General features: G+C 67.7%; 20 protein-coding genes, 2 pseudogenes and 1 CRISPR repeat array. Of the genes and pseudogenes, 10 read left to right on the top strand and 12 right to left on the bottom strand.

The window, feature by feature from the left end; genetic code table 11:
* Positions 1-9: 9 nt before the first annotated feature.
* Positions 10-567 (top strand): telomere-protecting terminal protein Tpg, encoded by a 558-nt coding sequence (gene tpg, locus P8A18_RS33190; protein WP_306061378.1) that lies wholly within the window; start codon positions 10-12, stop codon positions 565-567.
* A gap of 178 nt (positions 568-745) precedes the next feature.
* Here tpg and P8A18_RS33185 read toward each other — a convergent pair whose 3' ends face one another.
* Positions 746-2,149: an RNA-guided endonuclease InsQ/TnpB family protein gene (locus P8A18_RS33185; RefSeq protein ID WP_306061376.1), complete on the bottom strand. Its 1,404-nt coding sequence runs from the start codon at positions 2,147-2,149 to the stop codon at positions 746-748.
* 371 nt (positions 2,150-2,520) lie between these two features.
* Positions 2,521-3,038: direct repeats of the CRISPR family, unit length 30 nt; unit sequence GGTGCAGCCCGCGCGCGCAGGGACGGTCCC.
* 830 nt (positions 3,039-3,868) lie between these two features.
* Between P8A18_RS33185 and P8A18_RS33180 the strand changes: the two genes are divergently transcribed.
* Entirely contained in the window at positions 3,869-4,009 is a 141-nt protein-coding gene (locus P8A18_RS33180) for a hypothetical protein (protein WP_306061374.1), read from the top strand.
* Between the two features lie 47 nt (positions 4,010-4,056).
* Complete coding sequence (locus P8A18_RS33175) at positions 4,057-4,188, top strand: hypothetical protein (protein ID WP_306061372.1); 132 nt, start codon at positions 4,057-4,059, stop codon at positions 4,186-4,188.
* A 98-nt stretch (positions 4,189-4,286) separates the two neighbouring features.
* On the opposite strand, the gene P8A18_RS33170 is transcribed toward P8A18_RS33175, so the two are convergent.
* A complete protein-coding gene (locus P8A18_RS33170) occupies positions 4,287-5,363 on the bottom strand; it encodes a hypothetical protein (protein ID WP_306061370.1) in 1,077 nt (358 codons plus the stop codon).
* Between the two features lie 868 nt (positions 5,364-6,231).
* Between P8A18_RS33170 and P8A18_RS33165 the strand changes: the two genes are divergently transcribed.
* Together P8A18_RS33165 and P8A18_RS33160 are read left to right on the top strand one after the other, a co-directional pair.
* On the top strand, positions 6,232-6,468 hold the full coding sequence (locus P8A18_RS33165; RefSeq protein WP_306061368.1) for a hypothetical protein: 237 nt from the start codon (positions 6,232-6,234) through the stop codon (positions 6,466-6,468).
* 16 nt (positions 6,469-6,484) lie between these two features.
* The gene (locus P8A18_RS33160; RefSeq protein WP_306061366.1) at positions 6,485-7,333 is read left to right on the top strand and encodes a helix-turn-helix domain-containing protein; all 849 of its coding nucleotides are present in this window, start codon (positions 6,485-6,487) and stop codon (positions 7,331-7,333) included.
* A gap of 146 nt (positions 7,334-7,479) precedes the next feature.
* Here P8A18_RS33160 and P8A18_RS33155 read toward each other — a convergent pair whose 3' ends face one another.
* Positions 7,480-8,325 carry a hypothetical protein gene (locus P8A18_RS33155; RefSeq protein ID WP_306061364.1) on the bottom strand — a complete coding sequence of 282 codons (846 nt, stop codon included), beginning with the start codon at positions 8,323-8,325 and terminating at the stop codon, positions 7,480-7,482.
* Between the two features lie 230 nt (positions 8,326-8,555).
* Positions 8,556-8,741, bottom strand: coding sequence for a hypothetical protein (locus tag P8A18_RS33150; RefSeq protein ID WP_306061362.1), 186 nt, complete (start codon positions 8,739-8,741; stop codon positions 8,556-8,558).
* A 432-nt stretch (positions 8,742-9,173) separates the two neighbouring features.
* Between P8A18_RS33150 and P8A18_RS34415 the strand changes: the two are divergent.
* A pseudogene (locus P8A18_RS34415) lies at positions 9,174-11,202 on the top strand (DUF4158 domain-containing protein); the annotation flags it as partial.
* Between the two features lie 68 nt (positions 11,203-11,270).
* Here the strand turns inward: P8A18_RS34415 and P8A18_RS34410 are convergent.
* Positions 11,271-12,539, bottom strand: a complete 1,269-nt coding sequence (locus P8A18_RS34410; RefSeq protein WP_371933806.1) for an AlbA family DNA-binding domain-containing protein — start codon at positions 12,537-12,539, stop codon at positions 11,271-11,273.
* Positions 12,540-12,611: 72 nt separating this feature from the next.
* A complete protein-coding gene (locus P8A18_RS33135) occupies positions 12,612-12,914 on the bottom strand; it encodes a hypothetical protein (protein ID WP_306061355.1) in 303 nt (100 codons plus the stop codon).
* 294 nt (positions 12,915-13,208) lie between these two features.
* Here P8A18_RS33135 and P8A18_RS33130 point away from each other — a divergent pair, with 294 nt between their 5' ends.
* Both P8A18_RS33130 and P8A18_RS33125 read left to right on the top strand, forming a co-directional pair.
* Positions 13,209-13,517 carry a hypothetical protein gene (locus P8A18_RS33130; RefSeq protein ID WP_306061354.1) on the top strand — a complete coding sequence of 103 codons (309 nt, stop codon included), beginning with the start codon at positions 13,209-13,211 and terminating at the stop codon, positions 13,515-13,517.
* Between the two features lie 168 nt (positions 13,518-13,685).
* Positions 13,686-14,060, top strand: coding sequence for a hypothetical protein (locus P8A18_RS33125; protein WP_306061352.1), 375 nt, complete (start codon positions 13,686-13,688; stop codon positions 14,058-14,060).
* 224 nt (positions 14,061-14,284) lie between these two features.
* Here P8A18_RS33125 and P8A18_RS33120 read toward each other — a convergent pair whose 3' ends face one another.
* The 4 genes from P8A18_RS33120 to P8A18_RS33105 all read right to left on the bottom strand — a co-directional run bounded on the left by P8A18_RS33120 (position 14,285) and on the right by P8A18_RS33105 (position 18,944).
* Complete coding sequence (locus tag P8A18_RS33120; protein WP_306061350.1) at positions 14,285-14,767, bottom strand: hypothetical protein; 483 nt, start codon at positions 14,765-14,767, stop codon at positions 14,285-14,287.
* A 75-nt stretch (positions 14,768-14,842) separates the two neighbouring features.
* A complete protein-coding gene (locus P8A18_RS33115; RefSeq protein WP_306061348.1) occupies positions 14,843-17,248 on the bottom strand; it encodes a tyrosine-type recombinase/integrase in 2,406 nt (801 codons plus the stop codon).
* Positions 17,245-18,501, bottom strand: a complete 1,257-nt coding sequence (locus P8A18_RS33110; RefSeq protein ID WP_306061346.1) for a tyrosine-type recombinase/integrase — start codon at positions 18,499-18,501, stop codon at positions 17,245-17,247. Before P8A18_RS33110 ends, P8A18_RS33115 begins: the two co-directional genes overlap by 4 nt.
* Positions 18,502-18,608: 107 nt before the next feature.
* Positions 18,609-18,944 carry a hypothetical protein gene (locus P8A18_RS33105; RefSeq protein ID WP_306061344.1) on the bottom strand — a complete coding sequence of 112 codons (336 nt, stop codon included), beginning with the start codon at positions 18,942-18,944 and terminating at the stop codon, positions 18,609-18,611.
* Positions 18,945-19,139: 195 nt separating this feature from the next.
* Between P8A18_RS33105 and P8A18_RS33100 the strand changes: the two genes are divergently transcribed.
* Positions 19,140-21,551, top strand: a complete 2,412-nt coding sequence (locus tag P8A18_RS33100; RefSeq protein ID WP_306061342.1) for a serine protease — start codon at positions 19,140-19,142, stop codon at positions 21,549-21,551.
* Positions 21,552-21,862: 311 nt separating this feature from the next.
* The gene (locus P8A18_RS33095; RefSeq protein ID WP_306061340.1) at positions 21,863-22,447 is read left to right on the top strand and encodes a DUF6262 family protein; all 585 of its coding nucleotides are present in this window, start codon (positions 21,863-21,865) and stop codon (positions 22,445-22,447) included.
* Positions 22,448-22,741: 294 nt separating this feature from the next.
* On the opposite strand, the gene P8A18_RS33090 is transcribed toward P8A18_RS33095, so the two are convergent.
* Positions 22,742-23,332: a hypothetical protein gene (locus tag P8A18_RS33090; RefSeq protein WP_306050437.1), complete on the bottom strand. Its 591-nt coding sequence runs from the start codon at positions 23,330-23,332 to the stop codon at positions 22,742-22,744.
* A gap of 44 nt (positions 23,333-23,376) precedes the next feature.
* Positions 23,377-24,575: pseudogene (locus tag P8A18_RS33085) on the bottom strand (hypothetical protein); the annotation flags it as partial.

The following is a 24,575-nucleotide window of genomic DNA, read 5'->3' as shown; positions in this document are numbered from 1 at the left end:
AAGGCCACGATGAGCCTGATCGGGGACGGCCTGGAGAAGGCGGTACAGAAGGCGTTCACCCGCCCGGCACCGAAAAGCGCGGGCCCGCAGATGCGGTACCTCGTCAAACAACTGGGCGGCACCAAAGCAGTTGCGCAGATGCTGCGCATCTCCCAGCGCACCGTCGAACGGTACGTGAAGAACCAGATCAAAAAACCCCGCCCGGACCTCGCCGCGCGCATAGAGCGCGAGGTGAAGAAGAGGTGGCAGCCGCAGATCCGGGCCAAGGCCAAGGCGAAGGCAGCATCCACGGGCGGCATCATCATCGACACCCGCGCCCGCATCGGCTACACCGCACCGATCGGATCCACCGACGAGAACCGCATCCGCCACCTCACCGTCGCCCTGCCACCCCACCACGCAGCCCGCCTCTTCGACGCCCAAGAAGCCGGCGCCGGCGACACCCGCCTCCAGGAAATCGCAGCCGAAGGACTCAAAGAGGCCTACTTCCAGGACGGCGGCCGCCGCGCCGGCTCCCTGGAAGAAGTCCGCTTCACAGACATCGAACACCTGGAATTCGACCTGTAACAGCCGGCCGTCAGGAAGGAGGACCAGACCGGTGTGACTGAGCGCCTCAATTGGCCAGTGAGCTGCGCGACGGGCCGCCCTTCTCGGACAGCACTCGAAGGGAGCGTGGCCAGCGGCGGCGGCCAGGCATACCCGCTCGGGGAGCCCGGCCGTCGCTGTTCTCCTGCTCACAGCAGCCCTATTGAGGTTCGTTGGCTTCGAGGTTGAGGGCGCGGTGTTTGATGTTGTGGGCGGCGCCGATGTCGGCGTGGGTGGCGTGTCCGCAGCGGGTGCACTGGAAGAGTGAGCGGGTGCGGCGGCTCTTGCGGTCGACGTGCCCGCACCGGTGGCAGGTCTGTGAGGTGTAGGCGGGGTTGACCGCGGTGACGGTCACGCCGTGCCACTTCGCCTTGTACTCGACCTGACGCCGGATCTCGGCGAACCCGACATCCAGGATCGCCCGGTTCAGCCCCGCCTTCGCCGCCACGTTCCGCCCCGGCGCCTCCACGGTGCCGCGCGCGGTCCGGGTCATGTTCTTCACCCGGAGGTCTTCGAGCGCCACGTGCGCGAACTGCGTGACAAGCTGCTTGGACAGCAGGTGCTGGGTCGAAGCACGCCGCTGCGCGACCAGCCCCATAAGGTGCGCGACCTGGTCCCGGGCCTCCCGCCACCCCGCGCTCTGACGGTGCGCCGGCAGCCCCTTCACATGACGCCGGGCCATCCGCCGCTGCCACTTGCGCAGCTGGCGACGGGCGTTGTCCAGATGCCGGGGGTTGTCGAACAATTGCTCCTTACCGTCGGCCGTGATGACCGGCTCCGAGGTCGCGGCGAACACCGCGATCCCCAGATCGACCCCCACCGTCCCCGCCTCCTTCTGCCGGCGGGAGAGCCGGGCCGGCGGCGGGAGAGCGATCCGGACGTTGAACGAGACCCACCACTGACTGCCTTCACGCGCGACCGTCACCATCTTGACCACCCCGCCCCGGGCGATCTCCCGGGCCAGCCGCCGAGCGGGCCGGTGCAACCGCACAATCAACGCCCGCTGACCGGCCGGATCCCTCTCCCCACCGATCCGCACATGCCGCAGATCCGACGCCACCAGCCGCACACTCGTCATCCGGAACGAATCCCGGCACCTCCCCACCCGCTTCGGCCGCGGATACCCCACCCCCTCCCCGGCACGCCGAGCGGAGCCGCGCCAGTTCGCGAACGCGGTATCCGCATCCCGAAACGCCTGCTGACACACGATGGCATTCACCCCCGCCCACCACCGGAACATCCGCCGGTGCTCGCTCTCCCCCTCCCGAAGCGGCCCCGCCAGCGGCTTCTCCCGGACCGCGAGAAAGATCCGCTGCACATCCGACGCCCGCGGCACAGACACCTTCGGCGCCTCCCGGTTCGCCTCCTCCCGGCTCAGCCCCTCCAACATCAACCGGTCCCGGCCCCGCACCCACCGCTGCTGCGCCTCGTGCTTGAGGCCGTAGGCGAAGTTGAAGCAGGCGCGGGAGGCGTTGGCGTAGCGCTTCAGGACGAGCACCTGCTCGGGGGTGGGATCCAGCGGCTCGCGGACGACGATGGTGGTGGTGTTCCCGTTGGTGGTCATGATGCGGAGCCTGACATCCACCACTGACAACCCTTGCCCAGAAAAACAAGGAAGTGTCGCTTATGTGTAGATGGAGGGCATTCGGCTATGTTCGAGCCCTGGCCCTCCCCTTGCGGGGCGGCCTCGTCCCCTGGATGGGGGAGTAGAGCGTCTGTGGACTGCACCAGCCACATGTGGCAAGGGCAGGAAACCCTCCGAGTCCGGGAGGCGGAAGCAGGCAGACCTCGCCCACGCGGGCAGGTCACCGTGGCCGGGAGACCGAGCCACCCGTCCCAACGCGAGCACCACGCTGTAGCTACAGGCCTTTTGTCGCAATCGGTGAAAGTGGGCAGGCCGACCATGTTCTGAGCGCTGCGCCGCAGGCCAGCGAGGGTGCAGCCCGCGCGCGCAGGGACGGTCCCCCGCCGCGACCGGCGCCTGCCCGCCCCGTACGGTGCAGCCCGCGCGCGCAGGGACGGTCCCTTCCTCCAGTACTCCACTGCGCCGAGCGCCGGGTGCAGCCCGCGCGCGCAGGGACGGTCCCCGGCCCTCGGGTATGTGAGCGAAGACCGCCGGGTGCAGCCCGCGCGCGCAGGGACGGTCCCACCGGGAAGGTCTTCCCGCTGCGGGTCACCCGGTGCAGCCCGCGCGTGCAGGGACGGTCCCCGCTGACCTGCGCGCCGCCGGCTACGCATACAGTGCAGCCCGCGCGCGCAGGGACGGTCCCGTCGCGCACCTCAAGTCGCTGATGGAGCCGTAGTGCAGCCCGCGCGCGCAGGGACGGTCCCAAGGAACCTCGAACAAGCTTTGCGTGCCTGGTGTGCAGCCTGCGCGCGCAGGGACGGTCCCACCACAGCCACAGCGCGCTGGCCACATCCGGCGTGCAGCCCGCGCGCGCAGGGACGGTCCCACCCGTGACGGGTGCTTCCTTCGACCCGAGCCGTGCAGCCCGCGCGCAGGGACGGTCCCGACGGCCAAGCGAAATCGGGAGTGCACCCGTGTGCAGGGACGGTCCCCGAAGCACCCATTCGCGACGCGCATCGCTGCGCCCCGTGAGCTGGGCGCCCCAGCCGTGTCGGCCGCGCCGCGATGTACGGCGCCGGGCGCTGGCGCGGTCGTCCTTGAGAGCGCATGGTTCGACGCGCGGCACGACTCACGGCACAAGGATCTCGTCGCAGACCTTGGCGAGCCGGCTGTGCTCGCGGCGTGGGAGCGCTTGGCCCAGTTACTCGCCGACGTGCCGGCGAGCACCGGCGACGTCGTTGGGGCCGAGCCTGCCGCTGAGCCCGCGGCCGGGTCCGCCCGGGAAGCCCAGCTTCGCGAGGGCGGCCCGGGTCGCGGGCCGCGCCGACGAGCTCCAGGCGTTGCACGAACTCGGCCCGCTGGAACAGACCGGGCTCCGTGCCGGCGGTGGAGCGCGCCCGCGCACGAGGAACTCATTAAGCGAGCCAGCAGATGCATCCGGGCCGCCGAAGCCGCGGCTGGCGTGACTTTCGGGAATGGCCCAGAGAGGGGCCGGCGGGTGCGGGAGAATCCCTGGGGTGACCGCCGACAGTGCCACCGCCGCGCTCTACGACCAGGCCCTGCAGAGCACCGCCGCCGACCCGAGCCGGTGCGCACCGTGCCGTGAGGCGTGTGCCCCGAGCACGGCGCCACCCTCAAGTCCCGCGCCGACCGACCGAGGGCTTCGACTCCTGGTGCATGGACCCCGTCTGCTTCACTGTCTGACCGTACGACCGGATGGACGCGGCCTGCACCGAGGCGGCCACCCACACCATCCAGGCCGACAACGGCGACCGCTACGTGGTCTGCGACGGCCACGCCCTGACCGCCCGCACCCAGATCACCGACGGCCAGGTCCTGCCCCGTCTGCCCGCCTGAAGAGGAACACCTTTTATGGACGCGGCGCCTATCCGCTGACCGTCATCGTGGACAGGATCCGCGAGTACCTGGACCAGGCCGGGCTGCTCGAAGCCGAGGAGTTCCCTGCCATCAAGGACGACGTGACCGAGCTGGCCCGCGAGATCATCGGCGACGTCGAGTCCTCGTTCGGCATGTGACGCGCGGCCGGCCCGCCCCGGCCGGGTTCGCCCGAGTGGTCCCCGAGGCCCGCGCCCACGATGCGGTACACCGCGGAGCGATCAAGGCGCCTTGCGGATCAGCCGTGGTCCTCCCATTGCGCCTGACAGAATCTGGCCTCACTCACCGCGGTGTCCCCGGCCCTACTGGCCCGGACGTACATGTTGAGGCCGTCCACCCCGAGATCGCCGCCACAGCCGATCACCAAGCCCAGATCTCGTTCTTCGATGTGCTGGATCAGGGCTGTGTCAACGGCCGAAACCGTCATGCCGATCAGCCGGATGCTCGCGAACTCGACCTGAGGCCCAGTCCGTCCGTGAACGGTGACAGCGCCGAGGGTTGGGGGCCAGTTATAGCCACTGGAGTAGTGAGCGGTCACGCCTACGCGGTCGAAGCAGTCCTCACCCAAGATCCACTGCCCCAGGCCTTCCCAAGACGTTCCGAAGGGATACCGGCCATGGCGGGTGGTCGGCTCCTCGCTCAGCGCAGCAGCCACCTCCTGCGGCTTCATACCGAACCTGAGCGGACCGACGCTCTCCAGTGGTGTCCAGTCCCAGTGCTGTCGCTCCTGCTGAGCTCTTACTGGCCACGCCCCAACGTTCGGAGGCTCGTCACGGACGTCGCGCCAACGGATGACCGGCTCGGACCCGAACGGGTTCTTCGCCAGCTCGGGACCAACCAGCAGCGCGTTGGTGATCATCGTGTCCAGGCGCTGTGTGTACCCCTCGGGCGTCAGCCCCTGCTCCTGTGCGGCGCCCATGGAGACCCCCCATGCCTCGACTTCCGGATCACCGCTCCAGTTCACTCGTACGGAAGTCCCCTCCCGGAGTGCGAGGTCCTGAATGTCTGCACGCACCTCGGACGGCACCCGGGCAATGAGGTCGATGTCCCGCAGGCGCACCAGCGGCCCATCCATCGCATCGATCGCTACGGCGACCAGGCCATTGTCCTCACCGTAGACCGCACTCACACCCCAGTCTGTGTAGTAGCCCCAGCCGATGCCGCTGCCCAACCCTTGTGAGACGTGGGCAACCGCTCCGTCCAAGGCCGATGCCACCTCGTCCGGGTTCATCCCGAACTGCAGCGGCCCTACTTTCACCAGTGGCTCAAGCAGCCACTCCGCCCGCTCCCCGGGCTTCCTGTTCCACCAGTGCATAGCAACCCCCACGATCGTTCCGAATACCCCTGACGCCACTCGCCAGGGATCTTGCGGATCAACCTAGACGTGACCTCCGACAACGCGGTGTCCAGGAACGTCCGCCGGCACAGCCGCTGAACCGTGATCGGTTGGCGTCGAAAGCAACAGTTCGGCATAGGCGAGAGAAAGGGCCGCCGGCACCGTTCGGTCGCGGTGGCCGAAGCGGTGGGCCGCCGGGTGTGGGCAGCGATGGACGGCGAGTACGGGGTGGAGATCGCGCACCACCACACCGACCACCCTGTCCTGCCTCCCGTCTAACGGGCTGTGCGGCGACGAGTTCGGCCTGGCGGGGCTGTCGGCTCGCGAGGAACCGCGCGGCCCGGCGGTGAGGTGATGAACGCGGACGAGCCGACAGCTGGTGCTGTCGGCTCGTTGCTGCGGGTCCGGAGCCAACCAGGGCCCGCACGGTGTCCCTGATCAACCTGGTTGGAATCACGGTGGTGCAGGGGCTAGGAAAATCGTCCCAGCGGGGGGGCAGAGGGCAACCCAAACTGGTTTACGTCTGGGTGTTCACATGATCATCTGCCTCGGTGTGACGCTCCGCCGAATTGGCACTGGCGAGCGACCCCGGAGCCGCCCTGGTAGACGCACTCGACGCTACACAGAGTGTCTGCGCTTTGGCCAAGGCTAGCTTCACGCCCAGTGCCTCGCATCGAGTTTGAAGGTGGGATGCGCCTGAATAAAACGGCGCGATCGGTCATGACTCATGGTCACGGGGTGGCAGCATTTCCGTCACCGCATCCGGGCGAGCCAACCGCCCAGCGGCACAACCTGGTTGGAAGCAGGAGCACCCTCCTGCACACGTGATCAAGAACAGGGGCTTAGCATGACGCGCAGCGTCATCCCCCCGAGAGCACTTCTCAACTGGCCCGAAGCCGTCATCATCACGGTCGTGGTCCTCGTCGTGACCGTGCTGTTCCTCTCGGGCACGAAGTCGGTCACCGCCGTCCTCGTGACCGGCAGCGCCGGTCTCATCGGAGCCCCCGTGGCACGGGCCGCCACCACCGCCAAGCTGGCCGTGCTGCGCCCGGCCCTGGTCGAACTGCGGGCCACCCCCGCCTGACCGCGCCATGACTACCGTGCGGAAGGTCCGGCGCCTCAAGCAGGTGCCGGACCCCGACAACGCCGTCGGCAAGCTGGCCGGTGCGCTGCGCCGCAGCCGCGCCGGGATGGGACTCACGCAAGGTCAGGCGGCCGATATCATCGGCACGTCGGTCTCCACCATTCAGCGAGCTGAGTCCGGGGCCGCCGTACCGAAGCGGCCCATCGTGGAGGGGTACGTCACCGAACTCGGTCTCGACGCCGAGGAGGCAAAGCGCCTGTTCGAAGGGGCCATTCGGCCTCTTGGACGGCAGCGGCGCTCTCTCACTGCGGCCCCGCACCCCAGCATGGTGAGCACAGCCGACGAGCTCGGCAGCGCACTGGCCAGGGTCTGGGAGGTGGCTGACCGCCCGTCCATGCAGAAGATGGAGGACCGGGTCCAGGCCGCGCGTGACGGAGAGGCGCAGAAGCCGTTCGCGTTCCTGTCCCGGAGCGCCGCGCATCGAATATCCCACCGCCAGCAGCTGCCCAGCAGTATCGGGCAGCTGCACGCGTACCTGTACGCCTGCGGAGTCAAGGAAGGCCGTTTCCTGGTCTGGGGTAAGGCGTACGACCGGGTACAGGCCAAGAAGAAGGAGGAAGCGCCGAGGGAGAAGGCCGACACCGAAGAGCGCGGGCGATGGAGGGGGTACCGGGCGCACCGTCTGGCCGAGGCCATCATGCTTCAGGCCGGCCTACGTCCGACCGAACCCTTCCCCCACTCCCACACGGCGCCGTGGACCGCGCGGTGCGTCACCGGCCGTCATGGGATCCGACGCTTCCGGCTTGTGTCCGTCATGCAGGGCCATGGGTGCCCGAAGTGCGAGTCCACGCCGCCACGAAGCTGAAGCACCTTCCGGTGCCAGGAACAAGATTCATCCGGCACCGGAAGTGGCGCGCGTATCGGGTCGGGCACGCGGCAGTTCGGGGAGCTGGTCGTAGGCCGGGTCGCCGGGCGATACGACGGACTCGATCCGCTCCCGTCAGCGGTCTCCTACAGCTTCTGCTGACCGTTCGCGATGATTCGCAGGATGTCGTCCGTGAGCTGCTGCGGGTGGGCGGTCTTCAGCGTGGTGCTCAAGGTCTCCCAGGTGCTGAAGGTGGTGACACCACCAGCCTGTTGCTTGCCGTCCGATTCCCGGGTGAGCGCCCACTCGGAGTCGCCGTGGTGGAAGGTGAACTCCTCGCGGCCAGCGGCGATCGTGACGTCGCAGCCGCACCCGAATCCGCTGTCATCGTCCTCATAGGTCCCGTCGGGGTGGCGCTGGTTCAGCGTCACCTCCTGGTCGTACTGCTCGGCGAGCAGGGCGGCGACGGCGACAACGGTCTCGTGGACATCGCCGGGCAGTACGGCGGTGCCAGGAGCGGCGTCCAGCGCGCGCACGGTGGTGGAGGCGTGCCGGTCGACCAGTCCGTTGACCGTGTCGGCCACCGTCCGCAGTGCTGTCAGGGCGTCGGCCAGGTTCGCCGGCTGCCCGGGGCTGGCGGGGGCGGGCAGCTCGGCCTCACCTCGCTCGACGAGCCGGCCGACCGCGCGCACGAGCTCGGCCAAGGCGTCGGCGTTGTTCTGGAGCTGGACCAGGAGCGCGGAGGCGACGGCCGCGGCGTCCTGCGGGGTGTAGAGGGACCAGGTGCTCGACAGAGCCTGGGCCGCGGCATCGGCGGTCTCGGCGGCCGCACAGGCCATCTCCACCGATTGCCCAGGATCGTTCAGGCCGTACTCGACCGCGCTGCGCACCTCGGAGACGTAGTCGCTGTGGTCGCTGCCGGTCTTGTCGTACAGGGCGGTCCAGGGGGTGTTGTCATCGAGGCCAGCTGCGGCGGTCTGGTTGGTGAGCATGCCCGGATCCTTTCAGATCCCGGATCGCCCCGGCCCCGTGTGGAACGTGGCCGCTGTCCACAGGCGAGTGCTGGTGGACAGCTCGTATGGCTGATGAGGAGAAGGCCGCGAGCTTCAAAGTAGGTTGTGAGCCAAGTCAGATGGTTCAGCTTTTCCTGCCGGTGTTCGCCTCTGTTCGCCCCGCTACGGCGTGAAAGGGGGTGGCCAGGACCTTCCTGGCCACCCCCTGGTCAGCCGATCAGGCTGTGCATCACCGCGACGGAGGCACCGGCGGCGAGGAGACCGGCGAGGGGCGCCTTCGCGAAGGAGCGCTCGGAGGAGTAGGTGAGGGCGCCGATGCTGACGCCGATGACGACGGCCATGGTCAGGATGAGCGCGGCATGCTGCGACAGGAGCGGCACCGGGTTCTCGTTCACGGGAATGTCCTCCAGAGACTGGTTGTTCGAGCGGGCGGGACGCTGCGGGTGCTGACGTTCCGTTTCTGGAGCGCAAGAGCTCCTTCACCCCCTGGGGCCGTCCAGGAGCCGACAGACAGCAGCGGCCGGGAAGAAAATCTGCCGAGGACACGGCGAAGGCCCGGACACCCAACCGGCCCGGGCCCCACTGCTCCGTCACTCCACATGAAGGGAGTCAGATACCTCTCGTCCGTGAGCACTTGCCTCGGGAGCCGACGCCCAGCCCGGTGTCCGGCGTACGGTCACCTCGAAGGTGTGGTGGTGTCGGGGCTTGAGGAACATCCATGTCAGATCGTGCGCTAAGCCTTCTCGGTGTTGATTGGCACTTTGACCTGGGGTGATCGCCTGTCAGAGCCTCCGTGGGTCGCTGTTGTCGATCTACGGAGAGTTGTTGTGGCGGTCGAGTTTCTGTCGGGCGAGCATGCTGGGTACGGGGTGTTTGTCGGGGCGCCGTCCCGTACGGAGTTGGAGCGGTACTTCTTCCTGGACGACGCGGACCGGGAGGCGGTGCAAGCCAAGCGGCGTGTGCACAATCGGCTCGGGTACGCGGTCCAGCTCACGAGCGTGCGCTACTTGGGCCGGTTCCTGCCGGACCCGCGGCAGGTGCCGGCGGAGGTGGCCGAGTACCTGGCCGAGCATCTGGAGATTGCGGATCCGTCGTGTCTAAAGGAGTACGGCGAACGGGACGGGACGGCCCGCACCCACGCCGGGGAGATTCAGGAGGCGGGGGGCTGGCGGGACTTTGCCGAGGTCTCGGCCGAGCTGAGTGAGTGGCTGGACGCGCGGGCCTGGACGACTGGGGACGGGCCGAAGGCGTTGTTCGATGCGGCGGTGGGATGGCTGCGCGAGCGCAGGGTGCTTCTGCCCGGGGCGAGCCGCTTGTCACGTCTGGTGGGCAATGTCCGGGAGGCGGCGAACCAGCGGCTGTGGGACACCCTCTACGGACTGCTGAACATCGGCCAGCGAGCAGTGCTGGACTCGCTGCTGACGGTGCCTGCGGGTGCGCGGGTCTCGGAGCTGGATCGCCTGCGGCGCGGGCCGGTGCGAGTGTCGGGCCCGCAGATGAAGTGGTCCCTGGACCGGGCGGAGGAGATCGCTGATCTGGGCATGGGTGAGCTGGACGTGTCGAGGATACCGGCTCGCGGAGCTGTCGCGGTACGGGGTGGACGGCAAGACGACGCTGCTCAAGCGGCACAACGACGCGCGGCGCCTGGCGACGCTGCTGGCCACTGCGGTGCACCTGACGACACGGGCGGTCGATGACGCCTTGGACCTGCTGGAGGTGCTGATCGCCACGAAACTGCTGGCCAAGGCCGAGCGGGAGACGGCCAAGGAGAAGATGAAGACCCTGCCGAGAGTCGAACGGGCCGGGGCGAAGCTGGCGACCGCGTTCCAGGTCGTCTTCGACACCACTGCCGAGCAGGTCGATACCGACACCGGGGAGATCAGCGCCCCGAAGGTGCAGACGCTGGCGGCGATGTGGGAGCAGATCGAGGCGGTGGTGGCGCGCAGCGAGCTGGCCGCCGCGATCGCGGCGCTGTTCGAGCTGACCCCGCCGCTGGACTCCGATGCGGATCAGGCATGGCGGGCGATGCTGGCCACCCGGTTCGGGACGGTGCGACCGTTCCTGAAGCTTCTGGTCAAGGTCGTGGACTTCGGAGCGACTCCGGAGGGTGCCCCGATTCTGGCCGCGCTGAAGACTTTGCCGGAGCTGATGGGCCGTAAGAAGGTGGGACCTGTCGAGATCGATACCGAGCTGCTGGCCGGGTCCTGGCGGCGTCTGGTGCTGACCGCGCCGGGCCTGGAGCCGGGGACGGTGGGCTGGAAGGCGTACGTGTTCTGCGTGCTGGAGCAGTTCCACCACATGCTGCGACGGCGGGAGATCTTCGCGAAGAACTCCTCCAAGTGGGGCGACCCGAGGGCGAAGCTGCTGGCGGGTGAGGCGTGGGAGCAGGCCAAGTCCACCGTCCTTGCGTCCCTGGGCCTGCCCGAGGGAGCGGGCGAACGCCTGGCGGCGCGGGCAGCGCTGCTGGACGGTACCTACCGGGAGGTCTCGGGCCGCCTGCCGGAGAACGCGCAGATCTCTTTCGACGATGACGGCCGCTTGCACTTCGCCGCGCTTGAGCCGGAGCCCGAACCGGCCTCCCTGCTCGGTCTGCGGGCGGCGGTGAACGCGATGCTGCCCCGCGTCGACCTGCCGGAGGTGCTGCTGGAGGTGTTCTCCTGGACCGGCGCCGACCAGGCGTTCACCTCGGTCACCGGTGGCGAAGCCCGGCTCAAGGACCTCCCCGTCACGATCGCGGCGCTGCTGGTGGCCCATGGCTGCAACGTCGGCTACACCCCCGTCATCAGCGGGGTTGACGCGCTGAAGTACGGGCGGTTGTCCCACGTCGACCAGACGTATCTGCGGCTGGCGACCTACTTCTCTGAACTAACGGAAAGGCCCCTCAGCAGCCCGAAAGGGCGGCTGAGGGGCCTCAAGAATTCGAGTCAGTCATCGTTCAGCGCGGTGTCGAAGTACTCCTCGGCTGCGAGGGTCCGCAGGAAAGAGCCGACAAGACGGCGAGTGACCGCTCCGGGAGTCTCGTTGAGTTCGGCCCAGGTGGTCCCCGTGGCCTGTTCGTAGGTATCCCGGTCGTAGCGGTTCCGCTGCACGGAGGTCCCCCGGAAGTTCTGCGGAACGCTGGTGTAGGGGCTGCGGCCGCGGAGCCTGGTGAGGCCCACGGCGAGGGCCCAGTTACCCATGTAGCCGCCGTCTGCCGCAGCCTGGCGCACAAGTGCGAGGAAGCGGCGGGTGTTACCCACCACGGCGGGATCGTGGAGGAAGTGGTCCTCGGCATCTCCTTCGAACCGCTCGGAGAGGCGACTGGAGAAGAGCCGGAGGCCTCCGTTCTCGAAGATTTGCAGCTCGATCGCGTTTTCGTCGTGGTAGACGCCCGGATTCCGGGTGAAGATGCGGCCCTCGCCGAGGTTGTTGCTGGCCCGGGCCGCCCCGCCGCTGCGCCGGTAGCCATTGCCCGCGTCGATGAGCTTCGGGTAGGTCTCAAGGCCATCCACGCGGGCGTTGATCTCGGGGGTGTAGACCTTATCGATGAGCTGGGCGAGTTGCAGGTTCCACTTCGGTCCGCTGGTGAGGTCCAGGAGCATGTCCCGCGGGGCAGCGAGGGGCTGGGCGACGAGGAACATGTGGGACTGCTTCCCGACGTCGTGCATCGGGTCGTTGTCGATCTCCTGCTTGAGCAGGGCGAGCGCATCCTGTTCAGCATTCCGGCGTCGCTCGTGGAGCCGGACGACCTCGGAGTCCGGGAGAGTCCGCTTGGTCTTGTCGCCGCGCCCGAAGTAGCGCCCGTCGACCATGTGCGGGGCCAGCGGGCTGGCTGGGACGTGGATGATGAGGTAACCCTGGGCGGGATCGGCCTCCGACTTGATGGGGTCGGTGAGGATCACCAGGGGAGGGTCGGGAAGGGAGTGGGCGACCTGCTCGACCCTCTCCGGCAGCCCCTGCAGGGGCTGCGGGGCGAGGCTGAAGGTGCCATTCTGCTTGTCCTCGGCCAGCCCGACGATCATCGTGCCGCCGTCGATGGCGAAGGACGACAGGTCGCGCGCCAACTCCCTGTTGTCACCCTTCGTGGCGAGCATCTCCTTGGCGTCGAAGTAGTGCTTCTCCTCGATGAGACCGCCGGTGATCGCGGCCTGGAGGTCGGCCTCGGTCTTCGGGGTCCAGCGGGGGTTGCTCAGAGACAGGTAGATCGAGATCACGCGCGAATCCTCACTGTGCATTCAAACGGGTGCCCCCAACCCGGAACACCCGCACCGAGAGTAGGACCAGCGTCACAACCTGCGCATACCGATTTCTGTACTGCCTTCACTCTTCAGCCGGGAGACGACGCGTCCGCCTCGGTGGATCGGGCGGCCGATCTGGTGGAAGGCCGGCAGGCCGAGGTGGACCACAGTCGATGTGCGAGCCTGCTCGGCATCGAGCTGTATGAGTTTGTCCTCTGCGGCGGCGAGGCTGACGTTCAGGCCGTCGACCTCGCCGAGCCAGCCCTCGCGTTCGGCCTCGGCGATCCGAGCGACCAGGTTCTCTCGGATCTCTTCGAGACGGGGCCGTTCATTCGGGTCGACCCGGAGCATGGAACATCTGACACACGCTTATCCGAACCAGTCCAGCGGAGTCTTGTGGGTGGAGTCGTCGGCACCTTCTTCACTGTGAGTAGTGGTTGCGAAGGATTGCAGCGGGGCGCGTGGGGCATCTTGTGCGCCGCTGATGGGATGTCAGGACGTGTCCGCAGGACCATGAGACCGGTCTATGGTCTGGTCGGACGGTGCCAGTTGGTGGGATGATGACCGGCATGACGATCATCAGAAAGGCCGATGCCGCGTAGACGGCCTGGCCGTGTCCGTGCCGAGCTTCCGCGCCGGCCCCGGATGCAGGACGACATCACGATCATCCATGGTCTGTCCTCGGCAGCTCTCGCTGAAGTTCGACGGATAGAACGTCAAAAGAAGTACCTGTGGCCGGGCTCGATCGGGTCGGCCATGGTGCGCTGGAGAAGCTTCGTCCACCAGCCGAACCGACGCCTGTGGGACGACGAGAGCGGCGGCTGCACGGAGTGGGCATGTTGCGGAGACCCGTGGCGGGCCCGCGAGTACCTCGAAGCGGTGATTCTGGCGATGTCCCGACGGCGGGCACGTGAACTCCGCTGCCTCGTCGAAGCTCTCGACGGACGCTACTGATGGCTGGCGGGACGGCCCATGTTCTTGTCGCGGGCGGCTTGGTGTCGGCGTACAGACTTTTCTCCACAGTTGCGTACGGACGAACGTCCCCGGCCATGGCCGCGGGCAGCGGCAACGGGACAGAGGATCTCGGTTGAGATCGATGACCCGAGCGGGGACACTCACGCGATGAGCCCCAGCACATCGTCGGAGCCGATCGAGCGAGGGTGGGACGAGACCCGGTATTGGGTCCGTGTGGAGAACTTCCAGGCGTCGTTCCTGCCCAGCGGCGGCGAGGACTTGGACAAAGTCTGCAACGTCGATGTCTTCGTGACTCTGAAGGACGGATCCTGTTGGACCGCGACCGTGTTCACCGTCGCGGAAGTCGAGCGCCTGATGAAGCTCTGGACAGGGACCGACGAGGCCCTCGGAGGCCGGTATTTCTGGGTCTCGGACGGCCTGATCGTCAGAGATCCCGGCATCGGCAGCATGACCGACGTGATCGCCGGACTGATCGAGAACGGCGAGTTCGCCGGGATCTTTCAACGGGTGATCAACGACTGACCAAAGTGCTCGGCCGCCGGAAGCGTCGTGGATGCTCAGGCATTTTCAAGCAGCGCTATGCGGGTGGGGCGTCCGGTGAATCTGGTGCAATCACTCGTTGAAAGCGACGTAGCGCGGGTCGGTGAGGCCGTGGCGGGGGTCGCTACGATGGAGGAGGGAGCTCTTCGGGAGGCTGAGGTACTGGCCAGGACGAGAGGTCACACTCCGAGATGCTCCGGCCCTCGTTAGTCGTCGCCCAGGGCGAGGAGGATCACGAAGTGCTCTGCGGTGGTTCCGGCAACGACGACATCGATGCCGTGCCGGGTGACGGGCGTCCACGCGCGGCCGTTGCCCATGCCCTCCGTGTTCGTGACCCAGCTCGTGCCCCGACCGAGCAGCTTCGCCACTCGCGTGGCCGCCCGCTCCGCGTGATCGCGGTCCCGGAGAAGGCTCCGAGAGTAGACGAGATCGAAGGCTGACAGGTTGGTCATCAACTCGATCGCTCCCTCCGCGTCCACGGGCCGAAATGCTGCCTCGATCTCGCGGGCAGACGCGGGACCGACTGCGCCCGCGACAGCCTGATGCGCCCAGTCGTCCTGCGCGACCATGCCGAGGGCGAACACCTCCTCCGCGACGGTGGCCTTCGATATCGCGCCCCAACTGGCGTAGACATGACTCGATGCAGCCAGCGAACGCAGCAACGGCGCGATTTCCTCCAAGATCTGCATCCGGGCATCCTGCCAGGCCCCACTCCATGAGGGGACTGACATTTCGCTGGCTGACGATCGAGAGCGCGTCGGCGCTCAGTGCTCGGAGTTGGTGCTGCTTCGTCCGGCATCGCGGCGGATGTCGGGCATGCCGAGATGGACGGTGGACGGTTGTGCTGCACGGTCGCGCATGGCCTCCAGTTTCTGCGCGGCAGCGGCCATGGTGGTCTCGATGGCGGCGACCTCGCCGAGCCAGCCCTGGTCTTTGGCCTCTTGGAGCCGGTCGATGAGGTTGCCGTGGATCTCCTGGAGGCGCGGCATCTGGGTCGGGTCCACGAGAAGTAGGGGACACCTGACGCAGGCGTTTTCATGCTGGCAGGGGGTCGCGTAGTCGCGGCCGCAGGTTCCCAGGGCGACCTTGCGGAGTTCGAAGTGGGCCAGGAACTCGTCCCACTCGGTGGCGGTGAGTTCGCGGTACTCCTCGCTGGGTCGCTCGGTTCTGCGGCGGGCGATGAAGGCCCGGTGATGGGAGATCACATCTTCCGGGTAGATCGCGGCATAGCCCATGGTGGTGTCCAGAGCGGCGTGGCCGCAGATCTTCGCGGCGATGTGCGGGGGCAGTCCGGAGCGGATGGCGTCGGTCACGAAGATCCTTCTGAAGTCGTGGGGGCGCCATTCGAGCGGGTCGCCGGCCATGGTGATCTGGGCGGACTGCGAGGTCGCGACCAGGCACTCGCGGATGTAGCTGCGGGTCAGCGGTCGGTCCTCGGTGCCGTACCGGCGTTGGAACAGGAACGGCATGGGCGGGCTCCAGGTCTGCTCGAACACGTCGTAGGCCGACACCAGCGGCAGGGCGGCGTTCCCGGCCCGGACCCGGAAGATCACCGCGGTCAGTACCTCCGCCAGCTCCGGGGAGACCAGTAGCAGGCGCTCCGAATCGGTCTTGGACGGGGCGACCTGCAGCATCGGCACCACCTCGCCGGTGGTGGGCAGGGTGTAGGCGATGAAGCTGTGGTGGGTGAGCTCCAGCATCTCCTCGATCCGGATGCCGGTGTGCCGCAGCACCTCCACCGTCGCCCAGGACCAGAACGCCGCCTCCTCCTCGTGGGTCAGGTTCCGCCGCCTGTCGGTGGCCACCGCGGTGGCATAGACGCGGCCGGCCTGCCCGGACCCGCAGCGCTCGAACTCCTCCCCGGCGACGAGGAACCGTCCACCGGCCGGCATCGCCCGAGCCGCGGTGATGCGGGCCTCGGCGTCCTTGCGCTGCCGGTCGACGGCGCGAAGCAGCGCGGGCAGCAGCGGCAGCTGGGTCCGGGTCCGCTGGTCCATCCGGGACTTCACCCCGGACCTGGACTTCTTCGTCGCGCACTCGTTGGCCTTGATCGGACACGGCGCCACCCAGGGCGCCCATCGCGCCGGATCGTCGGCGGCCCAGCGGGCGATGTCCTGGTAGAACGCCCGGACGAACACCAGCTCGCTGCGGAAGTTCACCCGCGGCCGCACCGGGTGGCCCTGGGCGTCACGGATGTAGGCCAGGCGTTCCTTCCACGCCTGCGCGACCTCGGGCGTCAGTCGCAGCGAGTCGATGCCGGGATGGTGGATCTCCAGGTCGCGCCAGAACAACCGGCACAGGTTGCGGGCGATCGAACGCAGCGAGACGTGGTCGAGCTCGGGAGCCCGCTCGGTGAAGTACTCGACCAGCAGGTCACGGACGGCCCGGCACTCGATGGCGTACGCGTCGACGATCTGCTCGACGCTGCGGCGGCCTTCGATGCGAAGCGCCCGCAGCCGCACCGGTGCGCTGGCCGGGAGCACGCCGGTCTCCTTGAGCAGGGCATAGAACAGCGGCCGGCCGGCGCTGCCCCGGAAGTGGTGTTCCTCCAGTGCGGTGGTCAGCTCGATGCAGTCGCCGACGGTGATGTCGCTGACCAGGCCACCCTTGCGGATCACGATCCAGGTGAGCTTGTTCAGGGCGTCGGACCTCGCTGTCGGGGTCGCATGCTGGGCCAGTTGTTCGAGCCGCTGGAAGGCAGCGGGGTCACTGGCGGCCCGGGACTCGGTGAGCATCACCGTCACGCGCTGCCGCAGCAGCCACGGGTAGCTGGGGCGGATCGCCTGCCCGGCGACCAGGAGCACCAGTCCCGTGGCCAGTTCATCGCGCCAGTGGCTCTTGGGTGTGCCGCGTCCCTGCAGAGGCAGATCGGTCCACTCGAAGCCGGCGTCGTCCGCCCCGCTGGCCATCCAGCGATCCTGCCAGGTCTCTCCGGGCTGGCCTTCGAGCCAGTCCAGCAGCTTGCCCAGGCCCCGCCGCCGAGTCTTGTCGCGGGTCAGGCCCGCACCGGGGTCGGTGAACAGTCCAAGCAGCCGCTCGACCAGGCTCTCCCGGCTCTGACGCGTCTGCCACCAGCTCGCTTCGCCGACTCGCGGTTTCCACTCCAGTGGGTTCCCCACCTCATGTGGCTCGACGGCCCTGGGGACGTCGACGTTCGCGGTCGGGTTCACCGGCTTTCGCCGCCCGCGGTCGAGGTGCCGAGCAGTGCTGCCAGCACCTCGGGGCGGTAACCCGGTGCCGGCGGGGCTGGCGGCTTGGCCTGCTCGGCGCGCTGCCGTTCATGGTGGGCCAGAACGTGGGCGACGACCTCGTCGGGCGTGGGAGCGATGTAAATTTCCGTGGTGGTGATGTGGGCATGTCCCATGACCCACTGCACGTCGGCGAGGGTCAGGTTCGGATCGCGGACCATCCTCTTGGCCGCGCTGTGCCTCAGGTCGTGCAGGGTCCAGTTCGCGCCGAGCAGCTGGTTGGCACGGGTGAAGACCATCCGGGCCGCGTCGTACTCCAGCGGGCGGAAGGGCCGCCGCAGCGTCCACCACAGCGGCTCCGACGGGTGCTTGGGGACCATGCCGCGCAGTTCCTGCTGGTAGAGCCGCAGCCAAACGAACGCGTCGGCGGAGGCGGGAAGGTGCTGCAGGACCTGGCTGCCCTTGCGGACCACGCCGATCGTCTGGTCCCCGGGCGCGACCAGGCCCTGCGGGACACCCAGCAGCTCGGAGGCGCGGGCGCCGGTGGAGATGTAGAAGGCGATCAGAGCCCTGTCCCGGTTGTACTTCAACCCGGCGAACAGGTCGTTGATTGCCTGGTCAGGAATGATCCTCGCGGTCGGCTTGGGCTCCTTGGGCTGATAGGTACCCCGGCGCGAGGGCTGCCGGAACGGCTGCATCGGGTTGTGATGCGCATTCGGACTCCCCTCCTCGGCAGCCCCTCCCTGCGGGAACGGGTTGATCAGCGGTCGGCCGTGGGTCTCTCGGTGGTACTCGTAGAACGAGCGGATCACCGCGCGAGCGTGCCGCCTGGTCCGAGCGGCATAGTTCTCGCCCGGCGCGGCCTTCCCCGTGACTGGGTTCACCGAGCCCGGGGCGGGTGCGTCGGGACGGCGCTGCCGGGGCGGCTTCTTCGTGGTCTTCAGCCACAGTGCGAAGTCACGGGCCTCGACGCGGCTCGCCAGTTGCCAGGGAACGTCCACGGCGCGTAAGAACCGGACCCACGCCAACAGCTCATAGGCGTAGGACCGCAGCGACGTCGGACTCGCGTCGTCGGCGAGCATGTGGTGCAGGAACTCACTGACCGCCGCCACCTCGGTGCCATCGGCGTCTACGAGCCGGAACGGCCGCAGCGGGTCATCGCTCTTCTCGACGCGGCCGACCCTCGCCACCTTCAGCGTCGCCACATCCCGGACCGTCGTGCTGTGCTCTGGCATCCATTCCTCCACGGGCCGACCTACTTGACGACACGCGATGAAACCAGATCCACCACCACACGCGCAGTCACCACGACCCGCCGTTGAGAGCCACAACCCCCTTATTGTCACTGTGAGTTGACCTCGAAGGGAGCCAAATCTAGTTCGGTCAACGGGACGTTCGCTGCCCCGTCCTCATCGTCGGCCCCACTGAAAAGCCCCGACTTGAACAAATCAGAAACAACCTCAACGATCGGATCGCGGAAGCCGAACGCGAGGGATGGCTCGGCGATATCGAGCAACTCGGCGTCAGCGTCGCTGCCACAGAAGAAAAGATTACGCAAATCGAGGCGCAACAGCGACGCAAAGAATCGCCCGTATTCCTGGGTATCCCCGCAATTGATCAGGTCGTAGGCCGAACCAGTTGAGCAGTTTTGGGACGGTGTCGAATGATTCCGGAGCATGATCAAACAGTCACGGCCTCGAAGCCCTGACCACTGCCTTGCGGCTCGTGCTATGAGCTGGGGCCCATGGCCATGAAGGCGGGCGGTTCGCAGCCTTAACTGGGTTATTAGTTGTGCGATGCCGCTACGCAAGGGGATGCTGACGTGTCGTGTGCTGATCAACGTGATTTCAGGAGGGGCATGGCCTCGGGACGGGTGAGCGACATCCTGGAGGCGTCGCAGGTCCGGGTCTACTCGGCCGCCGGAGAGGTGGTGGGCACCGGGTTTCTCGTCGCCGGCAATGTGGTGTGCACCTGCGCCGATGTCGTCATCCGGGCACTCGGGGTGCCGGATATCGCGGACCAGCCGCTGGGTGCGCTGGGCCAGCCGGTGGACCTCGACTTTCCGCTACTGGATGGCAGCCCTCGGGTGCGGACGATCGTGGCGTCCTGGCGGTTCGGCGGAACGGATGTGGCGCTGCTGCGGCTGGACAGGTACGTCGGGGGAACGCGGCCAGTGCCGCTCGTCAACAGGACCGCCCTGCGGGGGAACGCGTTCAAGGTGCTCGGCTACCCGGCCGGGGCCGACCATGGCGTCTGGGCCTGGGGCACACTGCCCGGGCAGGGCTTGGACTGGGCACCGATAAAGACACAGGAGCCGGGGCCGCACAATCTGGCGGGGTTCAGCGGGGCGCCGGTCTGGAACAGCGCGCAGGACGGTGTCGTCGGGATGATGGTGGCCGCGAACCTGAGTGAGAGTCCCGCGCATCTTTTGCCGTCAGACGTGCTGGTGGCCGATGAAGTGATCCTGAAGCCGCGCTGCCCGTTCAACGGGCTCTCGGCGTTCAGAGAGGAAGACGCGGAGTTCTTCCATGGCCGCGACAGTGACACCGCGCGCGTGCATGCCGGCGTGCGCAGGAGACCGGTGACCGTGGTGGCGGGATCCTCGGGGTGTGGAAAGTCTTCCCTCGTACGGGCTGGGGTGTTGCCCCGCCTGCGGGCCGAAGGCATGAGCGTGTCCGAACTGCGGCCTCTGCCCGGGGTACCGGCGGCTGCCGTCCTCGCCCACGCGCTGACGGAGATCCTGAAACCGGGGCCCGGCGAGATCGAGGGTCTTGCCGTACTCGAAAGGCTGGCAGGGCTCCCCTTTTCGGTCGCTCACATCCTGACATCCGACCTGCGGGAGGAGATCTTTGCCTGCAAAGGGAGCACCGGACATGTCATCTTCATCGACCAGCTGGAGGAGTACGAACCCCGGGCCGCGCTTGACCTCATCAGGATGCTTGCTGCTCTGGTGGGCCATGACAGCAATGCCACTCTTCGCGTTGTCGCCACCGCGCGGCCCGGTTTCTTCCTCGATTCGCTGGTCGCAGCCAACACGTCCCATCTTGCGGCCGAGGCCGTGGAGTACCTCGCGCCGCTGGGCGGCGATGATCTGCAGCTGGCGGTGACCGCACCCGTCGCCGCAGTGCTGGGACTGCACTTCGAGCCGGGGCTGCCGGATCGGATCATCGCGGATGCGGGCGACGACCCCTGGCGGATGCCGTTGGTTCAGTTCGCCCTGACCCAGCTGTGGAAGTGCCGCACCCGCTCGACGCTCACCAGCGCCGCCTACGCCGACATGGGCGGTGTCGTCGGCGCGCTCGTCGTGCACGCGGAGATCACCCTGGCCGAGCTTACGCAGGCCCAACGGGAATGTGCACCAGCGCTTTTCAGGCAGCTGTCCTGGATCGGCGAAGGTGACACCTTTGGCCAAAGGCCCATCCGCACCACCGACCTCGCCCCCGCACTCTTCAACCTGGCACAGCAGCTGGCCATTAGCGGGCTCATCGTTTTCTCCCACGTTCCGGGGGGTGCCATCGGCGAGAATGTCGTCGAACTGGCGCACGAGGCGCTTATCCAGCTGTGGCCGCGCCTGAGGCAATGGCTCGTCGAGGACCAGGACTTCCACGTCTGGCAGCATCAGCTGCTGGAGGACCTGTCCCGCTGGAACACACACCGGCAATCCGTCTATTTACTGAGCGGATCCAACCTGGCACAGGCCCTGCACTGGCTTGCCGAGCGTCCCGAGGGCATTTCAGCCGACGAGCGCAACTACATTCTGCTCAGCCGCCGCCACTCCCGCTGGCGCGCCGACAGGGCAGTGCAGGCGGTATCCGCAGCGATGGAAAGGGTGGCGATGCCGATGAGGCAGGTCAGGGATTTGGAAGGCTGGCGGCACTGGCAGGTTCTGGCAGTTGTCGGTCTGTGGATCGCCTTCTTGCTGGCTGCCGCGTCGATCAGTGTGCGTGAGGTGCTCGAAAGCTTTCGGCTGCACGCAGGGTTGGGGCCCTCCGATACGCCCGCAGTGGTGACGGCGATCGTCGCCCTGGCCACTGCCACCGGCACTCTGATCGGTGTCATTCTGACTGCCTACGCCAAATACGTGCAGGCCCGGGGTCAAGCCGAAGCGGATCTCATCCGCGCAAGGGCCGAGATGATGCGCGCGGAAGCCGATGTCACCAGAGCCCGCGCAGGGCTCCCGCCGCACGCCCCCTCCGCCAACGGCGATCCGCCAGCACTCACGCCACCTGCCGAACCGGACCCTAGCCAGCCTCCACCGTCCGGTGGGTCACCTGATGCACCCTGAACGTGTCCGAACGGGTGCCCGTGTCACGGCGCCAATGTCATGAAGCACCACGCGTAGTTCGGAGAATGGCGCTCCATCGCCGAGAACGCCCCCGACGACGCCACCGCCGACTACCTCCACACCGTCTTCGAACCCACCGCCAAGGCCATCAAAGGACTCGAGCAGGCCCTGGCCGCCCTCGGCATCCTCGACGAAGCCCTCACCCTGGACCTTCGGCGCCCCCAGGACTACTTCCACCGCACCTGGAGCACCGCCTTCCGCGCCCGAGACCTCGCAGCACTTCAAGCCCCCGACGACGCCACAGGACAGCCATGAGCACGCCCTGCACCGACGCAGCCGTCCAAGCCCGCCGCCAAACCACTCAGGTGATGCTCGAACGCCTCCAGACCGCCCTGACCACCGCAGCACGCGACCATACGCCTGTCACCGTCGCCGCCCTCGCCCGTACCGCCCGCGTCTCACGCACCTTCCTCTATCAAAACCAGCAGGCCAGAGCCCTGATCGAGCAGGTCACCCGCGCAAGCAGGTCCCATCCCGCAGTCTCCACCAGCGGCAGCGGCAGCCGCGCCCAGCCCGCCTGGAAGGAACGTGCACTCAACGCCGAAGACGCACTCACTCAGGCCCAGCGCGAAATCCGCACCCAGCGCACCCACATCGCAGACCTCCTCGGCAAGATCCACGACCTCGAACACGACCTCCCCGAGGGCTCCCTCCAGCGCATCGTCACCGAGAACACCACGCTGAAGCAGCACGTACGACAGCTCACCCAGGACAACCAGCAGATTCAAGAGCGCCTGACCAGCGCCCGCCAGAACAACCGCTTCATGGACAAACGCATCGCCGACCTCGAAGCCCAACTCGCTCCGTACCTCACCATCCCAACCCCGCGCCCCTGACCCAGCCCCGGATCACTGCCAAACGGGACGGACCCTGTTGACGACCGTCAGATCCAGTCGATGCCCAGCTCCTTCAGTGCGACCCTGTCCAGGGGCGGTTTTTTTGATCAGTGGGTGGTGGGTCGGCCTGGGCTGATCAGTTTGGTCCGGGGTGTGGTGCGGGGTGGAACGATAGGGGGGTTGAAGAGCGGGAGTCCTTGGGCCGGGAGCTGGGCTGCGGGTTTGTCAGGTTCGGGGGTTGTTGGTCAGGTGGGGTCAGTCTCATTGCGTGTTGATCAGGTTCGTTGAGCGTTGTTATGTGGTCGTGTTGAGCCAGTACAGGGCGGTGTCCATGTCTCGTGCGGTCCAGTTGCGGATCGGGGCTGGAGCGTAGGCCAGGAGCTGGTCGATCGCTTCTATGTAGCGGCTGTAGCGGCCGGGTGCGTGGCTGAGGGTGATGCCTAGGGTGCGCAGCCCGCTGTGGGCTCGCCGGTCGTAGACGGCCATGCGGTCTGGCGCGGCTGCTGTGAGGACGGCGGAGGCGAGGGCGTCGCCGGTGCGGAAACCCGGTAGCGAGGCCAGGGCTGCTCTGCCGGCTTGTGCTGCCGAGCTGCGGCTGAGAGTGGTGTCCCGGGCGGCGATCGTGGCTGCGGCCGTTACGCGGCGTACGTCGGCGTCCGCGAGCGCCATGAGTTCGGCGGCCCAGGGCGTATCGGCTCTGAGCCGTTTCCACATCAGCAGTGCTCCGATGTCGGCTTTGCCGATGTCCCCGCTGACACACGCACGGTGGGTCACGTCTTGCAGTGTCTCGTCGTAGTACGGACTGACAGCGTCGGTGTAGGCCTGGCGGGCGGAGGAGAGGCGCTGCCATTGTTCGGGCGCGGGGGCGAAAGGGCTGTCTGTCACGGCTTGCTGCTCCGTCTTGCCGCAGGAGGTGGGTCGGGTGGTGGTCAGCCGTTGCTCGGGGCGTTGCCGCGGTGTTCGCGGAGTGCCTGGAGGATGCGCGTCCGGTGTTCGTCCTGGGAGTTGTCGGGGTTGGTTGCGGGGGCGTCGAGGAGTGGGCCGAGGTGGTTGTGCAGCGCTTCGAGGCCGATGAGCGCGTCGAGGCTTTGCAGGGTGTCGTGGTTGATGACGGGGAACAATGCCCGGTCGGGAGGGAGAAGTACGGCGACGAGGTCGAGCGTGGTCCATGCCTGGTCGAGCCGCTGGTTGATCCAGGTCCGGGCGGCCTCGGGTTTGGTGTGGCGCCATGCCCAGATGAGGGTGATCTCCCGCTCGGTGAGTTCGTCGACGGACCGGCTTGCGGAGGGGGCGAGGTGCCGTGCGATCTCGTGGCTAATCAGTGAGCGGGCCTCATCTATCCAGTCGAGGGTGGCTGCTGCCTGTGTGTGGTCTGGGCTGTCGGAGTCGTTCCGGGCGGTGACGCGTTGCAGAGTGCGAGCAGCCAGCACGGCTCCGTCAGGGGTCTCGGCCATGATCTTGAGGATCGCGGGCCGGTCGGGCTCGGCAAGGTCGGTCAGGAGGTCTTTTGCGAGGAAGTCCATGGCGCGGTCTGCGGTGAACAGGCCGAGAGCCCCTTGCGGGGCGGCGGTGAGGTGGCCGTATTGCGGGGCTGCGGCTTTGAGGAGCGCGGCCGCCGGTAGGGGAGTGCCGGCGGCGCGTTTGTAACCGATGCGGCGGGTGATGCGCTGGGTGTCGTCGCGCAGGCGCAGGAGCAATTCGTCCGCTTCGGTGCCTGGGGTGTTGTCGGCCAGTTGCTGCAGGGCGGTGTCGAGGGTGTGCTCGGGAAGGTCGTCGTCGGGGACGCCGAAGACCATGTACCGGTCGAAGTAGTCGATGCTGCCGATGCCGCGCCGCAGCGCGATGGCCTGAAGGTTGATGCCATGGCCGAGAGCCTGCCGGACTGGTGCGAACAGCATGCCCATCAGGCCGATCACGCCGTCCAGGTGCTGTTCGGCGACGCCGGCGCTCTGCAGCCTGATGCGCCAGCGGTCGATGCCCTGTTCGGGCCGCTCGTCGCGGTGCGAGGGCAGGTCCATGCTGGTGCCGGTGAGTTCGGCTCGGTGCTGCCACAGCAACTGGTAGGCGCGGGGCTCGCTGGTGCGCAGGAAGGTGACGAGCAGGAAGTCGACGATGTCGACGTTGCCGG

The organism is Streptomyces sp. Mut1 (assembly GCF_030719295.1).
GTDB classification, from domain to species: domain Bacteria; phylum Actinomycetota; class Actinomycetes; order Streptomycetales; family Streptomycetaceae; genus Streptomyces; species Streptomyces castrisilvae.
This window is presented reverse-complemented; position numbering and strand designations above follow the sequence as displayed.